This is a genomic window from Sphingobacterium paludis (assembly GCF_004364125.1).
In the GTDB taxonomy this organism is placed as follows: domain Bacteria; phylum Bacteroidota; class Bacteroidia; order Sphingobacteriales; family Sphingobacteriaceae; genus Sphingobacterium; species Sphingobacterium paludis.
In genome coordinates this window covers 292,425-310,723 of record NZ_SNZV01000001.1, presented here as the reverse complement: position 1 = coordinate 310,723, position 18,299 = coordinate 292,425, and the positions used below count along the sequence as shown (strand labels likewise).

Annotated in this window: 19 protein-coding genes; 9 read left to right on the top strand and 10 right to left on the bottom strand. The window is 43.5% G+C overall.

Annotated elements, in window-relative coordinates:
* Positions 1-43 precede the first annotated feature (43 nt).
* From B0I21_RS01370 to B0I21_RS01335, 8 genes are all read left to right on the top strand, one after another.
* On the top strand, positions 44-658 hold the full coding sequence (locus B0I21_RS01370) for a TetR/AcrR family transcriptional regulator (protein ID WP_133638545.1): 615 nt from the start codon (positions 44-46) through the stop codon (positions 656-658).
* Positions 648-1,943 carry a TolC family protein gene (locus tag B0I21_RS01365; protein WP_133638544.1) on the top strand — a complete coding sequence of 432 codons (1,296 nt, stop codon included), beginning with the start codon at positions 648-650 and terminating at the stop codon, positions 1,941-1,943. Before B0I21_RS01370 ends, B0I21_RS01365 begins: the two co-directional genes overlap by 11 nt.
* A 14-nt stretch (positions 1,944-1,957) precedes the next feature.
* A complete protein-coding gene (locus B0I21_RS01360) occupies positions 1,958-3,052 on the top strand; it encodes an HlyD family secretion protein (RefSeq protein WP_133638543.1) in 1,095 nt (364 codons plus the stop codon).
* 3 nt (positions 3,053-3,055) lie between these two features.
* Positions 3,056-4,639: an MDR family MFS transporter gene (locus B0I21_RS01355; protein ID WP_133638542.1), complete on the top strand. Its 1,584-nt coding sequence runs from the start codon at positions 3,056-3,058 to the stop codon at positions 4,637-4,639.
* A 396-nt stretch (positions 4,640-5,035) separates the two neighbouring features.
* Complete coding sequence (locus B0I21_RS01350) at positions 5,036-5,761, top strand: TetR/AcrR family transcriptional regulator (RefSeq protein WP_133638541.1); 726 nt, start codon at positions 5,036-5,038, stop codon at positions 5,759-5,761.
* Between the two features lie 167 nt (positions 5,762-5,928).
* Positions 5,929-6,681: a histidine kinase gene (locus B0I21_RS01345; RefSeq protein WP_208292236.1), complete on the top strand. Its 753-nt coding sequence runs from the start codon at positions 5,929-5,931 to the stop codon at positions 6,679-6,681.
* On the top strand, positions 6,647-7,369 hold the full coding sequence (locus B0I21_RS01340) for a LytR/AlgR family response regulator transcription factor (protein ID WP_133638540.1): 723 nt from the start codon (positions 6,647-6,649) through the stop codon (positions 7,367-7,369). Before B0I21_RS01345 ends, B0I21_RS01340 begins: the two co-directional genes overlap by 35 nt.
* A 129-nt stretch (positions 7,370-7,498) precedes the next feature.
* Positions 7,499-9,772 (top strand): cation:proton antiporter domain-containing protein, encoded by a 2,274-nt coding sequence (locus B0I21_RS01335; protein ID WP_133638539.1) that lies wholly within the window; start codon positions 7,499-7,501, stop codon positions 9,770-9,772.
* 93 nt (positions 9,773-9,865) lie between these two features.
* On the opposite strand, the gene idi is transcribed toward B0I21_RS01335, so the two are convergent.
* The 10 genes from idi to msrB all read right to left on the bottom strand — a co-directional run bounded on the left by idi (position 9,866) and on the right by msrB (position 17,615).
* Positions 9,866-10,396: an isopentenyl-diphosphate Delta-isomerase gene (gene idi / locus B0I21_RS01330; protein WP_133638538.1), complete on the bottom strand. Its 531-nt coding sequence runs from the start codon at positions 10,394-10,396 to the stop codon at positions 9,866-9,868.
* Positions 10,397-10,403: 7 nt separating this feature from the next.
* The gene (locus B0I21_RS01325; RefSeq protein WP_133638537.1) at positions 10,404-11,708 is read right to left on the bottom strand and encodes a cryptochrome/photolyase family protein; all 1,305 of its coding nucleotides are present in this window, start codon (positions 11,706-11,708) and stop codon (positions 10,404-10,406) included.
* Positions 11,709-11,712: 4 nt separating this feature from the next.
* Positions 11,713-12,411 carry a lycopene cyclase domain-containing protein gene (locus B0I21_RS01320; protein WP_133638536.1) on the bottom strand — a complete coding sequence of 233 codons (699 nt, stop codon included), beginning with the start codon at positions 12,409-12,411 and terminating at the stop codon, positions 11,713-11,715.
* 3 nt (positions 12,412-12,414) lie between these two features.
* Positions 12,415-12,870 (bottom strand): sterol desaturase family protein, encoded by a 456-nt coding sequence (locus B0I21_RS01315; RefSeq protein WP_133638535.1) that lies wholly within the window; start codon positions 12,868-12,870, stop codon positions 12,415-12,417.
* Positions 12,863-13,333, bottom strand: a complete 471-nt coding sequence (locus B0I21_RS01310; protein WP_133638534.1) for an SRPBCC family protein — start codon at positions 13,331-13,333, stop codon at positions 12,863-12,865. The genes B0I21_RS01315 and B0I21_RS01310 overlap by 8 nt, the downstream gene beginning before the upstream one ends.
* Before the next feature lie 17 nt (positions 13,334-13,350).
* Positions 13,351-14,187, bottom strand: a complete 837-nt coding sequence (locus B0I21_RS01305; protein ID WP_133638533.1) for a phytoene/squalene synthase family protein — start codon at positions 14,185-14,187, stop codon at positions 13,351-13,353.
* Complete coding sequence (locus B0I21_RS01300; protein ID WP_133638532.1) at positions 14,171-15,664, bottom strand: phytoene desaturase family protein; 1,494 nt, start codon at positions 15,662-15,664, stop codon at positions 14,171-14,173. Before B0I21_RS01300 ends, B0I21_RS01305 begins: the two co-directional genes overlap by 17 nt.
* A gap of 3 nt (positions 15,665-15,667) precedes the next feature.
* The gene (locus B0I21_RS01295) at positions 15,668-16,339 is read right to left on the bottom strand and encodes a MarR family winged helix-turn-helix transcriptional regulator (RefSeq protein ID WP_133638531.1); all 672 of its coding nucleotides are present in this window, start codon (positions 16,337-16,339) and stop codon (positions 15,668-15,670) included.
* Positions 16,340-16,460: 121 nt separating this feature from the next.
* On the bottom strand, positions 16,461-17,021 hold the full coding sequence (locus tag B0I21_RS01290) for a fasciclin domain-containing protein (RefSeq protein ID WP_133638530.1): 561 nt from the start codon (positions 17,019-17,021) through the stop codon (positions 16,461-16,463).
* A 69-nt stretch (positions 17,022-17,090) separates the two neighbouring features.
* The gene (gene msrB / locus B0I21_RS01285) at positions 17,091-17,615 is read right to left on the bottom strand and encodes a peptide-methionine (R)-S-oxide reductase MsrB (protein ID WP_243835912.1); all 525 of its coding nucleotides are present in this window, start codon (positions 17,613-17,615) and stop codon (positions 17,091-17,093) included.
* A gap of 120 nt (positions 17,616-17,735) precedes the next feature.
* Here msrB and B0I21_RS01280 point away from each other — a divergent pair, with 120 nt between their 5' ends.
* On the top strand, positions 17,736-18,299 hold the full coding sequence (locus tag B0I21_RS01280) for an RNA polymerase sigma factor (protein WP_133638529.1): 564 nt from the start codon (positions 17,736-17,738) through the stop codon (positions 18,297-18,299).

The following is an 18,299-nucleotide window of genomic DNA, read 5'->3' as shown; positions in this document are numbered from 1 at the left end:
ATTAAACGATTGTTTAATTTTGCCTCAGATTCTCAATAACCCTATGGAATTAAGTAAAAAACAGCTCGAAATCATCGCGATAGCGAAAACGCTATTTGCGCAGAATGGCTTTGATGCCACCTCTGTGCGCGACATCGCGCAGCGTGCAAAAATCAACGTTGCCATGATCAATTATTATTTCGATTCAAAGGAAAACCTATTGGAAATCATTATCAAACACGGTATAGAGGCTTACAGACTTGACGCAAGAAAATACAATACCGAGACGGATGCATTGCTGCGCTTAGAAAAAATGGTGGAGCACTATGTAGAATCGAAGTTTTCGGATTTACACCTCTATCAGATTTTGACAAATGAAGCCAATGCCAGGAAAAGAGATTCCTATGCCGTTCTTTTCAAGGAGCTGCGCAGACACAATATAGAGCGTCTGCGGGAAGTAATTGAATATGGTGTGGAAAAGGGCACGTTTCGTTTTTACGATCCTCTGTTATTACACACCACGATGATCGGCACTTTTTTGAATTTCAAGATGAACAAATCGGTGATCGAAGAGTTTATCGATATTCCTAAAGAGATGACCTTTGAGCGCTATCTAAAAGTTGAGCTTACAAAACATTTAAAATATATACTGAAAGCTATTTTAACATATGAACATTAAATATTGGAGTACAACTTGCCTCTTGATAGCGACAAGTGTACTCGGCTTCGCACAGGACAAAAAGCATCTTGAATTGGAAGAAGTTATTCACCTAGCAGCTACCCAGTCATCCAATGCCAAGCTGTGGGATGCACAAGTGAAAACGAGCCAACTCAAGTATGAAGAGGCAAAGGACAGCCGTTTGCCAGACAGTAAAATTTCGGGTACCTACTTAGCGATGAATAGCCCGACCGTCGATCTCAAAATACCAATGGGCTCGGGCGACGGCCCGAATATAGCGACCAATCAACTTTTTATAGGACAGCTGGCTATCAACATGCCCATCTATACGGGCGGAAAGATTAAGCATGGCATCAAAAGTGCCGAAGACAGTTGGAAAGCCGCAGCATATGAAACCTTGGCCGCAAAGGAAAGTTTGTCGATAAACGCCGTACACCTTTATTTCGGGCTTTACCAAGCGCAACAAACTGCCGATCTCATCGCCGAGAACATAAAAAAAGCGGAGCAACAAGTCGTTGACTTGAAGTCGATGGAGCAGAATGGTATCATCGCTCGGAACGATTTACTGAAAGCCGAACTGCAATTATCGAATTTTAAGGTAGCCCATCAAGAAGCCCTGAAAAACGCAAAAGTGATCAACTACCAGCTGAATACGTTGCTGGGTTTTTCCGAGAACACCGTCATCGACAAGATTGATCTCCATGCTATTCAGGCATTTGATGATTTCTTAGCAGAGGATAATACGGAACGTAACGAGATCAAATCACTCCGTTCGCAAAAGGATGTCGCGCAAGATCAGTTGAACATCAGCAGAGCCGCCTACTACCCTACCTTATTTGCGACAGGCGGATATGCCGCGCTACATGTACAAAATCTTGTAACCGTAACCAATGCAGCAAATATCGGTGTGGGTGTCTCGTATGATATTGGTTCGCTCTATAAAAACAAGAAAAAGATTCGCGTCGCGCAACAGCAGCTCAGCAGCATCGATGAAAACATCGCACTAGCAAATGACAAGATCAGAAATGGAATCAATGAAGCAAAGGAAAATGTGAGCTTGGCAAAAACGAAAAACAGCCTGTATGCGGAAGCACTGGCACAGTCTAATGAAAATTACCGCATCGTAAAAGATAAATATGAAAACGGCGTGGCCGATACCGACGACCTGCTTGAGGCAGATGTACAGCAGCTGCAGAGCAAAATTAATTTAGCCATCGGCGAAGCGACGCTCATTGAAAAATATTACGATCTGCTACAAGCAACTGGACATTTGAATATAAAATAACCCTGCACAACACCATGGAAACTACAACAGCACCTAAAAAACCTGCAAATAAAAAATTCATCATCATATTTGCAGCTGTCGTCCTGCTGGGGGGCAGCTTTGGAATCTATAAATACAATCACGCTCAGGCACACGAAACAACCGACGACGCGCAGGTGGAGCGCAACCTGACCCCAATCCTACCACGCGTAGGAGGCTACATCGAGAAAGTCTACGTACATGATAATCAACTGGTGAAAAAAGGCGATACCTTGTTTACGATCCAGCCTGTAGACTACGAGGTGCGCGTACAAGAAGCGCGTGCCGCATTGCTTGGCGCGGAAAGCTCCCTGGAGGTTTCCAAGGCTGATGTCTTTGCGACAAACGCGAATGTTGCCATCTCTGACGCGACCATACTTTCAAACACCGGCACCATAGAGGCCGCTGAAATCCGCGCAAAACAGGCCAACAATGACTTCGATCGCTATGCAAATCTCTATGAAAACCACTCGATTACCAAACAGCAATATGAGCAGGCACTCACGGCAAAACTGGAGGCCGATAAGCAAGTGGAGGTACTCCAACAACAGCGCAAAGCGAGCAGCTCGCAAAAAGCAGCAGTGATGAGTAAGACCGACGTAGCCAGCAAGCAAACATCGGTGGCGAAAGCCAATATCGAGAAGGCAAAAGCGATGCTGAAGGCTGCAGAGCTCAACCTCTCCTATACTGTCGTTACCGCAGCAGTGGATGGGCAAGTATCGAATATCAAACTGCAGCCCGGACAATCGGTAAACCCGGGCCAAGCACTTTTTTATGTGATCAACAATACAGAAACATGGGTGGTAGCCAATTTCAAGGAGACCCAACTCAACAAAATTCGGGCTGGCCAAAAAGTGGAAATCAAAGTCGACGCTTTTCCAAACGACATTATCGAAGGCGAAGTACAATCGTTCGCTCCGGCTACGGGCTCTCGGTTCTCGTTACTGCCTCCCGACAATGCTACAGGAAACTTTGTAAAAACCGTTCAACGGCTTCCGGTTAAAATAATTTTTGCCCCGAGCAATAAACCGGAAATTATCGCTATGCTACGGCCTGGAATGAATGCAGACGTAGATGTTCATGTAAAGTAAACTATGGAACCCTTATCCGATCAAAACAACCTCATCGAATACGGCTTCAAACGCGCACTCATTACATTCACCTGTATTTTATGTGCGTTGCTGGAAATCGTCGATACGACTATCGTTAATGTGGCGCTCAACGATATGAAAGGCAGCTTGGGCGCCACCCTGACCGACGTGGCCTGGGTTATCACCGCCTATGCCATCGCCAATGTGATCATTATTCCTATGACCAGCTGGCTGTCACAGCAATTTGGACGGCGCAACTATTTCGCCGCTTCCATTATTATTTTTACCGTGTCATCTTTTCTCTGTGGAAATGCTACGAATATCTGGGAGCTTGTCGCGTTCCGATTCCTACAAGGTATGGGTGGTGGTGCGCTATTGGTGACGGCACAAACCATTCTGACGGAGACCTATCCGCCGGAAAAACGCAGCATGGCACAAGCCATTTACGGAATGGGAGTCATCGTAGGCCCAACCTTGGGGCCTCCGCTCGGTGGATATCTTGTTGACAACTTCTCGTGGCCTTATATTTTCTACATCAATGTGCCGCTTGGCATATTAGCCACGATCATGACCATATATCTAGTCAAAAGTCCCAGCTACGGCCAAAAGCAGTCGGCAAAAGAAGTCGACTGGTGGGGTATGGTGTTTCTAATCATGTTCATCGGCTCCCTACAGTTCGTTTTGGAGCATGGACAACAAGATGATTGGTTTGAAGATCGAACGATTGTGCTGCTTTCCATTCTGTCGTTTCTGGGACTTTTCTTCTTCATTTGGCGTGAACTAACTTATGCGAAGCCTATTGTCAATCTCCGTGTATTGAAAGACAAAAACCTGCAAATCGGTACCGTGATGAGTTTTATTCTGGGTTTCGGTCTATTTGGATCGACTTTCATTATTCCTATTTATACGCAATCCATACTTGGTTGGACGGCAACAGACGCCGGTATGCTCCTCATCCCGAGCTCCATCATGACCGGACTCATGATGCCTTTCATCGGAAAGATGATACAATCGGGCGTGCCTCAAAAATACATGGTGGCTTTGGGGCTATGTATATTCTTTGGTTATTCCCTTTTTATGTACGGCATCATTACAAACGATACAGGAAGCGAACACATGTTTTGGCCACTTATTATCCGAGGAATTGGACTGGGGCTACTCTTCGTACCAATCATGACCCTTTCTTTATCTACCCTATCGGGAAAATCCATTGGCGAAGGTGCTTCGTTCACCGGTATGAGTAGACAACTGGGCGGATCTTTTGGCATCGCACTGATCACAACATTCATTTCTCGAGATAGCCAATACCACCGCATCGACCTGATAGGGCACATCGATCCATCGCGTTTTGAAGTACAGCAACGTATTGAGGGTTTACAGGCTTCTTTCATTGGAAAAGGATTTTCAGCAAACGAGGCTTTAGCGAAAGCATATCAGCTCATTGATGGGTCTGTTATGAAGCAGGCCACTATCCTATCTTACATGGATGTTTTCCTATATTTAGGTGTTTTATTCTTGGTTTGCGTGCCCTTCGTGCTTTTTATTAAACAAGGAAAGAATAAAGTCGACACATCGAATATCCACTAAACCATGGGCAACACACTTTTACAGCCGGAACGACATAAGCAGGAGGCCTTTGCTGGAAAAAAGGCTGTCAAAGCAGCAGCTTGCTAAATCCATGTTTTCAACAAAAAGTGAAATTTAATAACATTTGCGCATAAATTTATCGTGCATTCCCAAACGATAAAAAAATAAAAATGTTTAAACAAATATATAAATAGGTATATTAACCATTTTTCGACCAGAAATTCGGTTTGTTGCATTCTAATTATTCAATAAAATTCAATTTAAAGTGAAACACCATAATAGGTTATCAGCCAAGGCCCACAGCAACAAAAAAAAATTAACAAAGGCTTGATATATTCGGGATAATTAGGCAATTTTATCCCCGAACACTATATACTATTAAAGGTAAATTTTACCATGGCACGAAAAAAAAACCAAGGAATAGACCCTGTCGAAGCTCCTCCAGTTAAGAAGGTTCGAAAAGTGGTCTCCGGCCCCATCCGGGACAAAGAAAAAACAAAACGTCGATTAATTGCGACTGTGGGGAAGGTATTGCAGAAATATACATATTCTGGTTTAACGATTACGAACATTGCAAAAGAATCTGGTCTAAATCCAAAATTAATTTATTTATATTTTGGCAATTTAGATGGTTTGATCGAGGAATACATTGTTGAAAAGGACTTTTGGTCTGCAAAGTCAAAAACGCACATCACCGAACTTCTCGAACAACCTGAATCCATTGGTGCAGATGCTATGAATGAAGTTTTTCAATTGCAGTTCGATGCTTTTTTGAAAGACAAATCTATCCAGCGCATCATCCATTGGGAAATGGGCATGAAAAATAAACTGCTCCGCAAAGTTGCCGATGACCGCGAGAATATGGGCAACCAGCTGTTGGAACACATCGATCCATCGTTCAAAGGTACTGACGTCGACATCCGAGCCACACTTGCACTTATTTTAGGGGGCATTTATTACCTCACCTTGCACGCAAAAAACAACGGAAGCACGATCGCCGGAATAGATATCAATGAAGATGAAGGCAGAGAGCGCATAGAGCAAGCTATTCAACGCCTCATCTTACGCGATTTCGAGGCGGCAAGCACGGAAACCAAAAAAAGTAAATCCAAGAAAAAGTAGAACTTTAGGTTGTCTCCTCGTGTTTCGCTTTAGCCTAACGCAGGGAGACAGCCTTTGAAAAATTGTCCAGCGAAGCACACAGGCTTCCTCGAATTCCTTATCATCCTATCATAAAATACCAACATTAAACTGTATTTTCGTTTCTTTGCTTAGATAGATACGAAGATATGATGGACACCGCGACCTTCAACTTTTATTTGACAATTACGCTCGTAGCTGGCACCCTATTTTTCCTGATCACGCTGTGGGTGAGGCAGCGCAAGCGTATAGAGTATCTCGAAAAACAGTTGTTCGCTGTGGAAAACAAGCTACACGAGCAGCAGCTATCGGAGTTGGATTACAAACTGAATCCCCATTTATTCAAAAATGTGCTCAATACCATCCAATCCCATGCTTATCAAACCTATCATTCCCTAGACTCGCTATCCAGCGTATTGGATTATATCCTTTATGAAAGCAAGAAAAAATATGTGACGCCACACCAAGAAATTGCATTTGCGCTGAGCCTGATTGAAATATATCGCGTAAAACTCAGTCCATTATTCGAACTCAGCATAAAAAAGCAAATACAGGACAATGAACCCTTGTTTAATCAACGCTTGATGGTACCGCTGATCAGTATCGACCTTATCGAAAATGCATTTAAACATGCCGATCTGCAAAGTCCAAACTCGTTTATATCGGTTACCTTTATCTTCAAAGAGAATACCTTTTCGCTTACGGTTGCCAATAAAGTGTCGAGCAAAACGCCATTGAAGAAAGAGCGCCAAGGGGTAGGCAGCGACTTGCTGACGAAACGCCTGGATCTACTGTATCGGGATAATTATAAATTGGATAAATTTGTAGAAGGCGATGTATATATTGCACATTTAAAAATTGACTTACTTGAACACAAAGCTAAAATGCTTACTGCTCGATGATGAGCTACCAAGCTTATCGTATCTCAAGCTACTTTGCGAACAGATACCGGACATCGAAGTCGTAAAGGCTTTCAATGATCCGCGCGACTTTTTGCAAGAATGTCAGCATATAGATTTCGATGTGCTAATCACGGATATTGAAATGCCGCACATCAAGGGACTGGACCTGGTGCAGCACCTGCCGCAGAAAGCTGTAATTTTTACGACAGCCTATGATGAATATGCTGCCGATGCCTTTGACTTGCAGGTGATCGATTACGTTCGGAAACCATTGCAGTTAAATCGGCTGAAGCAAGCGCTAGAAAAGGTTTCACTGTGGCAGACGAAGACGTTGGAAACACAGAAATCGTTTATACAGGTTAATAGTGATAAGGGAAAGTACTTGCTCTATTTTAATCAAATAGCCTATATTACTACATCCGCTCTTGATAGCCGTGACAAGGTTGTCCACCTGCTATCGGGAAATGAAGTCACGTTAAAAAATATTTCCTTCCACACCTTGCAAGGAGCATTGCCGGCGACGGCATTTTGTCAGGTCAACAAAAAAGAAATTATTGCATTATCGATCGTTACTTCTTTTTCACACGAAGAGATTAGCAGTAGCCTACTTGCCGAAAATGGGCAATTACGATCTTTTTCTTTGCGTGACAAATATAAAACAGAATTCCTTCAAAAAGTATCCATTTAAACCAATAGCGTCTCTCGTTCATATGGTTAGCTCCCCATCCTCCACCACATATAGTGCACAGAAAATTTTGTATTTTGTGAACGAGTGTGCCATTATGCCACGCATAGTTAGGTTTTTACGCGCAAGTATATGAAGAATTCAAAACGCAACATCGTATACGCTCTCATCTTGTTAAGCTTTTTGGCGGTTATGTATTGGATAATCTTTGAAGGGAAAAATCTGGAGTCCGATAGGCACGATCTTTTCGCTACCGCGCATACCCTGCAATGGCCAGCGTTTGTTTCACATCTACAAAGCAACCAAGTTCAGCCTCTGGCAATTTTGCTCCTGCAAATTATCGTCATTATTGTCGTAGCTCGTTTTTTTGGCTGGCTATGCAAAAAGATAAGGCAGCCTACGGTTATCGGCGAAATCATAGGGGGTATCGTGCTGGGTCCATCCTTTTTGAGTCTATACTTCCCGAAAACCGCCAGTACCCTTTTCCCGGTGCATTCGCTGAACAACCTACAACTATTAAGTCAGGTAGGACTTATATTCTTCATGTTTATTATTGGCATGCAGCTTGAATTAGGCGTGCTAAAACGGAAGGTTCATAATGCGTTCGTGATCAGCCACGCCAGCATCATATTACCCTTTGCCCTGGGGCTGGGCCTCGCCTATTACATCTACGGATCGTTAGCACCTACAGGGATAGATTTCACGTCCTTTGCTCTCTTTATAGGGATCTCGATGAGCATAACGGCATTTCCGGTGCTAGCGCGAATCGTGCATGAGCGGGATCTTCATAAGACAAAGTTGGGTGCACTGGTCATCACGTGTGCGGCTGTTGACGACGTAACTACTTGGTGCGTATTAGCGGCAGTTATTGCCGTTGTAAAAGCAGGCAGTTTTCTGAGTGCTATTTACATCATTATTTTCGCGATTGCCTTTGTGCTTGTCATGGTCAAACTAGTCAGACCGTTCCTCAGTCGGATTGGGGAAATGTATGTCTCGCGGGAGCACCTGGCCAAACCCATCGTCGCTATATTTTTTCTCACGTTGATTGGTAGCGCCTATCTCAGTGAAGTTATCGGCATTCACGCGCTATTCGGGGCGTTCATGGCCGGCGCCATCATGCCCGAAAACAATCGATTTAGAAATATCTTTACCGAGAAAATTGAAGATATAGCCTTGGTGCTTTTGCTGCCCTTATTCTTTGTCTATACGGGCCTGCGGACGCAGATCAGCTTGTTAAATGATCTGTACTTGTGGCAAATTACATGCATCGTTATCCTCGTGGCGATTGTAGGTAAATTTATGGGAAGCACCTTGGCAGCAAGGCTTGTGGGCCAAAACTGGAAAAATAGTTTGACCATCGGAGCGTTGATGAATACTCGCGGTTTAATGGAACTGGTCGTGTTAAATATTGGTTATGATTTGGGGATATTGACCGCGGAAATTTTTACAATGATGGTGGTTATGGCCTTGGTGACCACACTGATGACCGCGCCTACCCTCGATCTCATCGAAAATGCCTTTAAAACGAAGCGCGTGAATATCCCGAGCGAAATCCGCCGGTTTGGAACATATAATATTCTGCTGGCATTCAGCCACCCTCAGCAGAGCACAAGCCTTTTACGGTTAGCACATAGCCTTATTAAAAAATTAAATCGCAGCACCTCCCTCACAGCCTTGCACCTCACCGCCAGTAACGACCTACATCACTACAATGCCGCGCGTTATGAAGCCGATTGCTTCGCCCCGATAAAACAGGAAGCAAAACAAATTGAGCAAGAGATTGCAACCCTATTCAAAGCATCCAACAATGTCGAGAGTGATATCGTGGAGATAGCTAACGAAAACGACTATGACCTTCTTCTGATCGGCGCAGGAAAATCCATTTTTGATGGCACGGCACTTGGTAAACTATTTTCGATTACCGGTCGTATGATTGATCCTGAAAAAATTATCCAGCAGGTTCGGGAAAAAGAAAGTCCATTCGACAATTCGATCTTTTCCGGCAGCACACAGCAGCTAATCTATCGGTCTCACATTCCTGTTGCCGTATTTATCAACAACGACTTTCAGCAAGCCGAGCGCATCTTACTTCCTATCTTCACAGCGCATGATTTAAAACTTATTCCGTATGCGCAGAAGTTTATACACAATGCTAACGCGCAGATCGTGATTGTAGACAGTCAAAAACGTATAGCACAAAGCACAGAAACGTTGGAATTGATCCGCGCTATCGAACAGGTTGCGCCTAATCACATTAGCCGATTAGAAAATACCGACTTTAACGAAAGCCTATGGGCAAATCAAGACTTGATCGTCCTGAGCACAGAAAGTTGGAAACATCTTTTTGACATCAAAAAACGATCGATAAAAGATATGCCGTCCACGCTTTTAATTCGGCATAAATAATATGCAAACCGTGCAGCTTGCAGAGCTAAGATCTCATTTTTCTGAACAGGAACCTGAATAAAGCCGAAACTTAGGCGCTGAATGTTTGGGAAATTAGCTGAAGCTTTTCAACGTCATTTGGTCAAGCAAGATCGGCAGGGCCTGTCGAAACCAAATGGTGAAGGCATCAGGCGATTGGGCAACCCAACGTTTCAACGCCTGCACATCGATCCACTGGTAATCAGAAACCTCGGCTCCATTAGGTTGCGGAAGGCCTTCAAAATAGCCAAAAAAAACATGATCAAATTCATGCTCGATCAGTCCGTTTTCCACCTCGCCCTTATATATAAATGAAAACATTTCCTTCAATTCACAGCGCATGCCCATTTCATAGTCGAGGCGTTCTAGGGCGCTTTCCAATAAATTATCGCCCGGCTGAGGGTGCGAACAGCACGCGTTGGTCCATAGCCCCCCGCCGTGGTATTTCGTCGATGCCCGCTTATGAATTAGCATCTCGCCCCGCGCATTCAGAATAAAGATGGAGAAAGCACGATGCAGGCATCCACGTGTATGTGCTTCCATTTTTTCCATTTCGCCTTCGGCTACGTCATTTTCATTTACCAGTATCACGCTATCACGTTCCATATCGCTACTAATTTCTTCCTTTGTCCAGTGCCTTCTTATATGCCTTTAATGCGCGTTCGCGCGCAAATTTATGTTCTACGATAGGCTCATTGTCCAACGCTTCAAAATCTGGATTCCAACGCTTGATATACACCAAATCTTTGTCAAACTTTTTTGTTTGCTCCATGGGGTTAAATATACGGAAATAGGGTGCGGCATCACAACCGCAACCTGCTGCCCACTGCCAGTTTCCATTGTTTGACGACAGTTCATAGTCCAATAGCTTCTCTGCAAAATAGGCTTCACCCCATCGCCAGTCGATCAGCAGGTGCTTGGTTAAAAAGCTAGCCACAACCATCCGTACCCGGTTGTGCATAAAACCCGTCTCGTTCAACTCATGCATGCCGGCGTCAACCAGCGGGTAGCCGGTTCGACCTTCGCACCACCGTGTAAATTCCTCTTCATTGTTTCGCCAAGCAATATGCTCATAAGGGGCTTTGAAGCATTTGTTAACCACGTTGGGGAAATGGTAGAGAATCTGCATAAAGAATTCTCGCCAGATAAGCTCACCAAGCCATGTGGCATTGTGTTTCACAGCGAAACGTACACACTGTCTGACGGATATCGTGCCAAACCGAAGCGCCAGTCCCAATCGTGTGGTATGATCTTCGCCTGGATAGTCGCGATGTTCGCCGTAGTTGTCAATAACCTTAGCGTCTAACTGCGGTCTTTTCCACGTAAACGATGTTTTCTTAAAGCCAAGATCCGCTAATGACGGCAGCTTCCTGTTCTTCACGCGCAGCAGGTTATCATAGTGCATAGCTTTAGCCCGATAATCTTTTTCCTCCAAACGCTCTTTCCACTTTCTGCTGTAGGGCGTATATACCGTATAGGGCGTACCATCGTTTTTTTTGATTTCATCTGCTTCGAAAATAACTTGGTCTTTACTGGTTTTCAATGGCACGTCTTGCGTTTCCAACAACTTGCTAATGGCTGTATCGCGTTGGATAGCATAAGGTTCGTAGTCATGGTTGCAATAAACTTCTTTGACCTCGTATTCGTTTAGAAGTTGTTTAAAAATCGATATCGGCTCACCGTGATAAACACGTATATCCGACTTTAGCTTCTGCAGTTCTTTTTGCATATGCAAAAGAACCTGATGGATATAATCCACCCTTTTATCCTCTTTATTTTGCAGCTTATCCAGTATCGCTGGATCAAAAATAAAAATAGGCAATACCGGGTGATCACCGCGTAATGCCATGCTCAACCCCGTATTATCGGTAATTCTTAAATCGCGTCTAAACCAAAAAATTGCTACTTTTTCTTTCATGTAATCACTTGATTTTATCCTCCACCCTTCTGAATAAATTAAAAAAATAGATATTCCACAGAAACATACTGAAGCCATATATGGCATCCTCAAAAGGGACGGTAAGCACCCGTATCCCCCAAAAATCTTTTGGGTTGTAGTTGACCACAGCCTCCTCGAGGCCAGTACCAGTCAACACCCCATTCACCAAAAAAAAGCCAATCAGTAGCACGGCATACACCGTCGATGCTTCGCCGAGCCATCTTGCTTTCGCAATGAAAAACAGATAAAAGAATGTGGCCGCCGTCATAAAGAATGTGACAACGGGATAGATCATTCCCCAAGACAACACGCCCATCACGAAGCAAAGAGCCATCACAATAATCGCGAATATCGACGTTGCCGAACGTTTCCATGATAGGTCGTAAAATTTTGTAAGGCAGTAATAGGTAAAAACACAGGAAAACGGAATGCAAATAAAAAACAGGATCTCCTCGATCGGTAATCCAAAAATACGTACACCGAGCAAGTAACGATCATTAAACCACCAAACACCATGCGCCGTAAACCAGACGTCCCACGCAATAAATGGTACCGCAACGATCAAGGCCGCTACTATAAAGGCGCCAAAATGTCGATTAAATTTTATCTTCTTATGGAAAGAGAAGATAAAGCAAATAACAATCGTCAGAAAATTAATCAGCAAGTACGTGTAGGCTTCCATGCACTATTTTTTATTGAAATACATTTTAAAATATTGAACCGGCACCCACAAGAATCCAAAACATTCACCATGATGTTTATCGACATGCTTGTGATGCTGCTTATGCGCACGTCGGATCGCCATAAGGTATGGGTTCTTTGTTTTTTTGAGTAGAGGTACACGTTGGTGGATAAAGATATCATGCACGAAGAAGTAAGCCATACCATAAAGGGCTATCCCTAAACCAATATAAAAGGTGCTGTTATAACCTTGCATGGTACCTATGTAGAGCAGGGCAATCGCCGGGAGCGCAAAAACAACAAAGAAATAATCGTTTTTTTCCAAGCTTTTCTCATGTCTGGGATCATGATGATCAGCATGCCATCGCCACATAAAACCATGCATCACATACTTGTGTACCACCCAGGTAAAACCTTCCATAGCTATAAAAACAGCCAATACAATCAGAACATTAATCATGCGCGGGGTAATTTAAAATTTTTTCTAGCGTTTGTTGACGATAGTCAAATATCTCTCGAAGCTTATTTTTAACAATTAGCTTATGCACCAGGGTGCCTAAAACACCGAAGGGCATAGCATAGCGAACTGTATCTTTCACCCGCACGCCGCCATCTTCGGCAAAAAATTCATGCGTATGCTGCCACAATGTATACGGTCCTTTTTCTTGGTTGTCGATAAAGCTAGCACGAGGCACTACCTCCGTAATTCTTGTTTGCCAAGACAGCCGAATGCCAAGCAATGGTGTTACGTGGTAGTTGATAATCATGCCCTCATAAATTTCAGGCGTATCGAAGGTATCCAACACCTTAAAGTTAAGCGTATCCGGCGTAATGGTCGCTAAGTTATTCGGATTGGTAAAAAACGCCCAAGCTTCATCCAAACCACAGGTGAAAAATTGAGTACGCTCTAAGGTATAAATCATATGTATTGCGTTATCTATTAAAGAATAGCCATTTTATACTGCACATAACTACTCATCATCAACGATATTTTACGCCCATTCGGTATGCGCACACGTTCCTGTAAAATGCGCTGTGCGGGCGCTGCCTTAATTTTTCGGAAAAGCGAAAGATAATACCGATAGGCCAGATAAACCCCAAACTTTGATGAAGAAGGTAGCCGCTTTATGCCGATAAGCGCATCGCTAAATTCGCTGGCAATATCCCGTTCAATAGTCTCTTTTGTAGCATTGTCAAAACAATGCATATCGACGTTGGGAAAGTAGGTGCGCCCTAATGAGCAATAATCGTCGCGCAGATCGCGTAGAAAATTGACCTTTTGAAACGCAGAGCCTAACTTCATCGCATATGGCTTGAGCTCTTCATACTTCAGCATATCGCCACCTACAAAAACATGGAGACACATCAAGCCAACAACTTCCGCCGAACCAAGGATATATTGCTTGTAACGGGCATCATTGTAGTCTATTTTAAAAAGATCCATCTCCATACTCTCCATAAAACGATCGACCAAATCACGCTGTAATCCATACCGATGATAGGTTTCCTGAAAAGACTGTAAAATTGGATTCACCGATATACGATTCGCCAACGCGTAGTCCAATTCATCTTTCAGTCGGCTGAGCAGCACTTCACGATCATATCCATGGAAGCTATCCACGATCTCATCGGCCAAACGGACGAAGCCATAAATCGCGTAGATAGCAGGCCGAATGGAAGCTTCCAATGCCAAAATCCCCAGGGAGAAACTGGTGCTGTATTTTTTTGTCGTTTCCTTACTGATATGGAAAGCAAGTTCATCAAACAATTTTTTCATGACGTAGCTCTTTATTTTTTATAATTTCTTGCGCGATAATCTTCCCGGATATGATGGCGGGCGGTACTCCAGGACCAGGTACGGTCAATTGTCCGGTATAAAATAAATTATTCACCTTCTTGTTTCGGACCGCAGGCTTCCAGACGGCAGTTTGTTTTAGCGTATTGGCCAGACCGTATGCATTACCCTGATAGGCATTATAATCCTGCACAAAATCTCGCACACAATAGCTTCTCTTGTACACAACATCGTTCAACAGCCCTTCTTCCCCTGTGTGTTTTTCCAAACGTGTTATCATCTGATGGAAATACTGCTCACGCGTTTCATCCCTATCGTCTAAACCTGTCGCAATAGGCATCAGTAAAAACACATTTTCACAACCATCGGGCGCGACATGCTGATCGGTTTTAGACGGACAACAAGCGTAGAACAGTGGATTTTCGGGCCATTTTTTATCTGTATAAATAGCATGTACATGGCTCTCTAGCTCATGTTCAAAAAATAGCGTATGATGCTTTAGGCCTTTTATTTTACGTTTAAATCCAAGATAGAATATCAGGCAGGAAGGCGCGAAGGTTTTCTTTTCCCAATAATAAGCCGAGTAATTTCGCGCCTCTGCAGGCAGTAGTGATTCCACATGCTGGTAGTCTGCTGATCCCACCACGGCATCACATATGACGGTTTCCTCATCGAGCTGTATCCCTACGACATGCGAACCCTCAAGAAGGATCCGGCGTACGGCCTGCCCAAGATGAAAACGCACACCTAGGCCGCGAGCTAACTTCGCCATCGCTTCCACCACCTGCACAAATCCACCCTCCGGATACCATGTCCCCAACCCATATCCTCCGTAGTTCATTAAGCTATACATCGCGGGAATATCCTTCGGTGCAGCACCTAAAAATATAACAGGAAATTCCATTAAAGCGACAAGCTTTGGATTTTTAAAGTATTGACGCACATATTTTCGAAAATCGGTCAACAGATTGAGTTTCATCGCACTCTTCGCTATTTTCGGACTAACGAATTCCCACCACGAATGACAGGGTTTGGTGACGAAATCTTTCATCCCCACCTCATATTTGTAGCGCGCTGCTTCCATAAACGTGTCAAAACGGGATCCAGCGCCCTCTTCCGTAGCTTCAAAAAGCTTTCGCAGCTCTCCTAAACCCTCGGGCACAGACAAGCTTTCTTTTTCGAACACCATCTCAAACTGCGGGTTTAACGACGTTAGCTTATAAAAATCGGCCACATTATGGCCAAAGTCTTGGAAGAAATCTGCAATCACATCGGGCATCCAATACCAGCTGGGCCCCATATCAAACCGAAAACCTTCTTTCGTTTCAAACTGCCGAGCCCGACCACCAATCGTTTCATTCTTTTCGTAAACCTCAACTTCGTAACCTGCTGCGGCTAAGTAGCATGCTGCCGATAAACCAGAAAAACCAGACCCTATAATCGCGACTTTGCCTTGCATGCTTTAATTCTTAAGTGTTAAATAGTCCTGTAAAACTGTATCCAATAAACTGGAGGAATCCCTGTTTGACTCGAAAATAGGTTTGTGAAAATGATCCAGCTTATGCAGTAGTCCTATAAGATGAAGCTTTTCTGCAGGTGATAAATTGCCTGCGACAATTTGCGTAGCCTGACGAATTTTTGGCATCTGTGCTTCCAAAACACGAAGTCCAACATCAGTCAGTGTGATGATTTTGCTCCGTTTGTCTACCAAGGAACTACGTTGCTCTACCCAGCCCTGCTGCAACAACCTACTGATGATTTGCATACCCACGGGCTTATCTTGAATATTGAGTTTGATCAACTCCATCTTGGTCATCGCCCCGAACGCCCGCAAATTAATCAAGTATATAAATTCGTCCTGCGTCGAGAATAACGATCCGTGTATGGCAGCTTTAGAATACATTTTGGCATACCTGTTTAGATGCACAAATAAGGTGCTGATCACGCTGTCCGGTGAACGCCCCTGCCCCTTGCCTACCCAATCAGGCTCCGGCTCCATCGTCCGTTCATGACCAACCTTTCCCGCAAGCCAAAGCTTGAACGCGTCAACATTAACAGGGGAACCAACCAAGGATGCGTCGTCTTCGAATTCTTCGAGAAGATCAACCATGTCTTTAAATAAACGATATCTCATAACCAACGATAAGTTCATTAATAACCACAGTTCGCATAAAATAGTTTAATAATATACCAAAAAAAATCCCCGTATATTTTCCAATACGGGGATCTAAAGAATTACTATTTACTGACGAAGGTTATGGCATCAGGACGGTATCGATCACATGGATTACGCCATTGGATTGGTGCACGTTAGCGACCGTGACCAACGCATCGTTACCTTTAGCATCACGAACATAAAGCTTGTCTCCTTTTGTCCATAATGTTAATTTTTCGCCCTGAACCGAGGTCAGCATAGCTTTGCCCTTACCCTTTTTAGTAAGTTTCCACAAATCTTCGGCGCTATGGTTACCGGCTACAACGTGGTAGGTAAGGATGCCTGTTAACATCGCCTTATTTTCCGGCTTTACTAAATTTTCTACCGTACCTTTTGGTAATTTATCAAAAGCGGCATTGGTCGGCGCGAATACCGTGAATGGTCCTTTACCCGATAACGTTTCTACCAACCCGGCGGCTTTAACAGCTGCCACCAACGTGGTATGGTCTTTCGAGTTAACCGCATTTTCCACAATATTTTTAGACGGATACATCGGTGCACCACCTACAATAACTGATTTTTCCTGAGCGTTAACGATGCCTCCTTGGGCGCTTAGGGCAAGCGCTAATAGCGCTGCAGCCCAAATGGATGTTCTTTTCATATTGAAATTGTTTATGTTTTTATCTTCAGTGTCATCTACGACAGTCTTGACAGACTGGATTTATTTTTTTTAAAAATTTTGTTTTTTATCGGGCTCAAATTGTAAGCTTATCGAATTCATGCAGTATCGCTTTCCCGTAACGGGCCCATCGTCAAACACATGACCCAAATGGGAGCTACAACGACCACAGCGTACCTCCACGCGGTGCATATTAAAGCTGTAATCATCTTGGTAAAAAACGGAACCATCGCGAAGGGGCTCGTAAAAAGATGGCCAGCCACAGGTAGAAGCAAATTTTGCGTCCGAACGAAATAGCGCATTGCCACACACAGCACAATAATACGTGCCTATCCCATCAAAATCGTTGTATACACCAGTAAATGCTTGTTCGGTAGCTCCTTCCCGTGCCACGCGGTACAAGTCTGTGGGGAGTATTTTTTTCCAAACCTCATCACTGACTCGCAACTCGGTGGTATCTACTCTACTGTAATATGGATTTTTAACAGATGCCGTCTGTGCTTGGACAGATGAAACAAATGCGCAACAAATAAAACAGAAGAGGGATACGACGTAATAACCACTATACATTTTCATAACTATTTTTTCTTTATATCTACGACAGGTAAACAGAGATAGATTGACAAAGACATAAATAATAAGCTTTATTTCTTTTCTTGATGCGAATTGTTATATTTGACCTAAATACGATACTACTTGAGTCCAATACACTACCTCGCGGAAGACACCCTGATTTCTTTATTAAAGAAAAGAGATCAACGTGCTTTTAATTATCTCTACGATAATTATTCCGGAGCCCTCTATGGTGTCGTCATTCGAATTGTCCTGCATAAAAACTATGCAGACGAGGTTATACAAGATATTTTCGTTAAAATCTGGAATCATGTCGAACTTTTCAATGAGGAAAAGGGGCGTTTGTATACTTGGATGATTAATATCGCGCGGAATACCTCGATCGACTATATAAAATCTAAACGTGTTCAGAACGAACAAAAAAACCAATCGCTTCCAGATGTCGTAAATAGTTCTGAAACGCATCGATATGCGGACATAGATCAAATGACAAAAGTAGATTTTATTGGAATGAGTAGTGTGTTGGGGAAATTGAAGCCGGACTGGAAGCGTCTTATTGAAATGGCGTACTACGAAGGCTATACACAGCAGGAAATTTCTGACCGGCTGGAAATGCCGCTTGGAACGGTAAAAACAAGAATACGAGCTGCGTTATTGCAACTTCGAGGAATATTAAACGAACAATAG

Coding starts and splice junctions, on each gene's coding strand:
- idi (WP_133638538.1), bottom strand. CDS start 10,396: ATGGAACGTGATAGCGTGATACTGGTAAATGAAAATGACGTAGCCGAA.
- B0I21_RS01360 (WP_133638543.1), top strand. CDS start 1,958: ATGGAAACTACAACAGCACCTAAAAAACCTGCAAATAAAAAATTCATC.
- B0I21_RS01295 (WP_133638531.1), bottom strand. CDS start 16,339: ATGAGATATCGTTTATTTAAAGACATGGTTGATCTTCTCGAAGAATTC.
- B0I21_RS01325 (WP_133638537.1), bottom strand. CDS start 11,708: ATGAAAGAAAAAGTAGCAATTTTTTGGTTTAGACGCGATTTAAGAATT.
- B0I21_RS01355 (WP_133638542.1), top strand. CDS start 3,056: ATGGAACCCTTATCCGATCAAAACAACCTCATCGAATACGGCTTCAAA.
- B0I21_RS01350 (WP_133638541.1), top strand. CDS start 5,036: ATGGCACGAAAAAAAAACCAAGGAATAGACCCTGTCGAAGCTCCTCCA.
- B0I21_RS01370 (WP_133638545.1), top strand. CDS start 44: ATGGAATTAAGTAAAAAACAGCTCGAAATCATCGCGATAGCGAAAACG.
- B0I21_RS01290 (WP_133638530.1), bottom strand. CDS start 17,021: ATGAAAAGAACATCCATTTGGGCTGCAGCGCTATTAGCGCTTGCCCTA.
- B0I21_RS01310 (WP_133638534.1), bottom strand. CDS start 13,333: ATGATTTATACCTTAGAGCGTACTCAATTTTTCACCTGTGGTTTGGAT.
- B0I21_RS01315 (WP_133638535.1), bottom strand. CDS start 12,870: ATGATTAATGTTCTGATTGTATTGGCTGTTTTTATAGCTATGGAAGGT.
- B0I21_RS01320 (WP_133638536.1), bottom strand. CDS start 12,411: ATGGAAGCCTACACGTACTTGCTGATTAATTTTCTGACGATTGTTATT.
- B0I21_RS01335 (WP_133638539.1), top strand. CDS start 7,499: ATGAAGAATTCAAAACGCAACATCGTATACGCTCTCATCTTGTTAAGC.
- B0I21_RS01365 (WP_133638544.1), top strand. CDS start 648: ATGAACATTAAATATTGGAGTACAACTTGCCTCTTGATAGCGACAAGT.
- B0I21_RS01300 (WP_133638532.1), bottom strand. CDS start 15,664: ATGCAAGGCAAAGTCGCGATTATAGGGTCTGGTTTTTCTGGTTTATCG.
- B0I21_RS01305 (WP_133638533.1), bottom strand. CDS start 14,187: ATGAAAAAATTGTTTGATGAACTTGCTTTCCATATCAGTAAGGAAACG.
- B0I21_RS01345 (WP_208292236.1), top strand. CDS start 5,929: ATGATGGACACCGCGACCTTCAACTTTTATTTGACAATTACGCTCGTA.
- msrB (WP_243835912.1), bottom strand. CDS start 17,615: ATGAAAATGTATAGTGGTTATTACGTCGTATCCCTCTTCTGTTTTATT.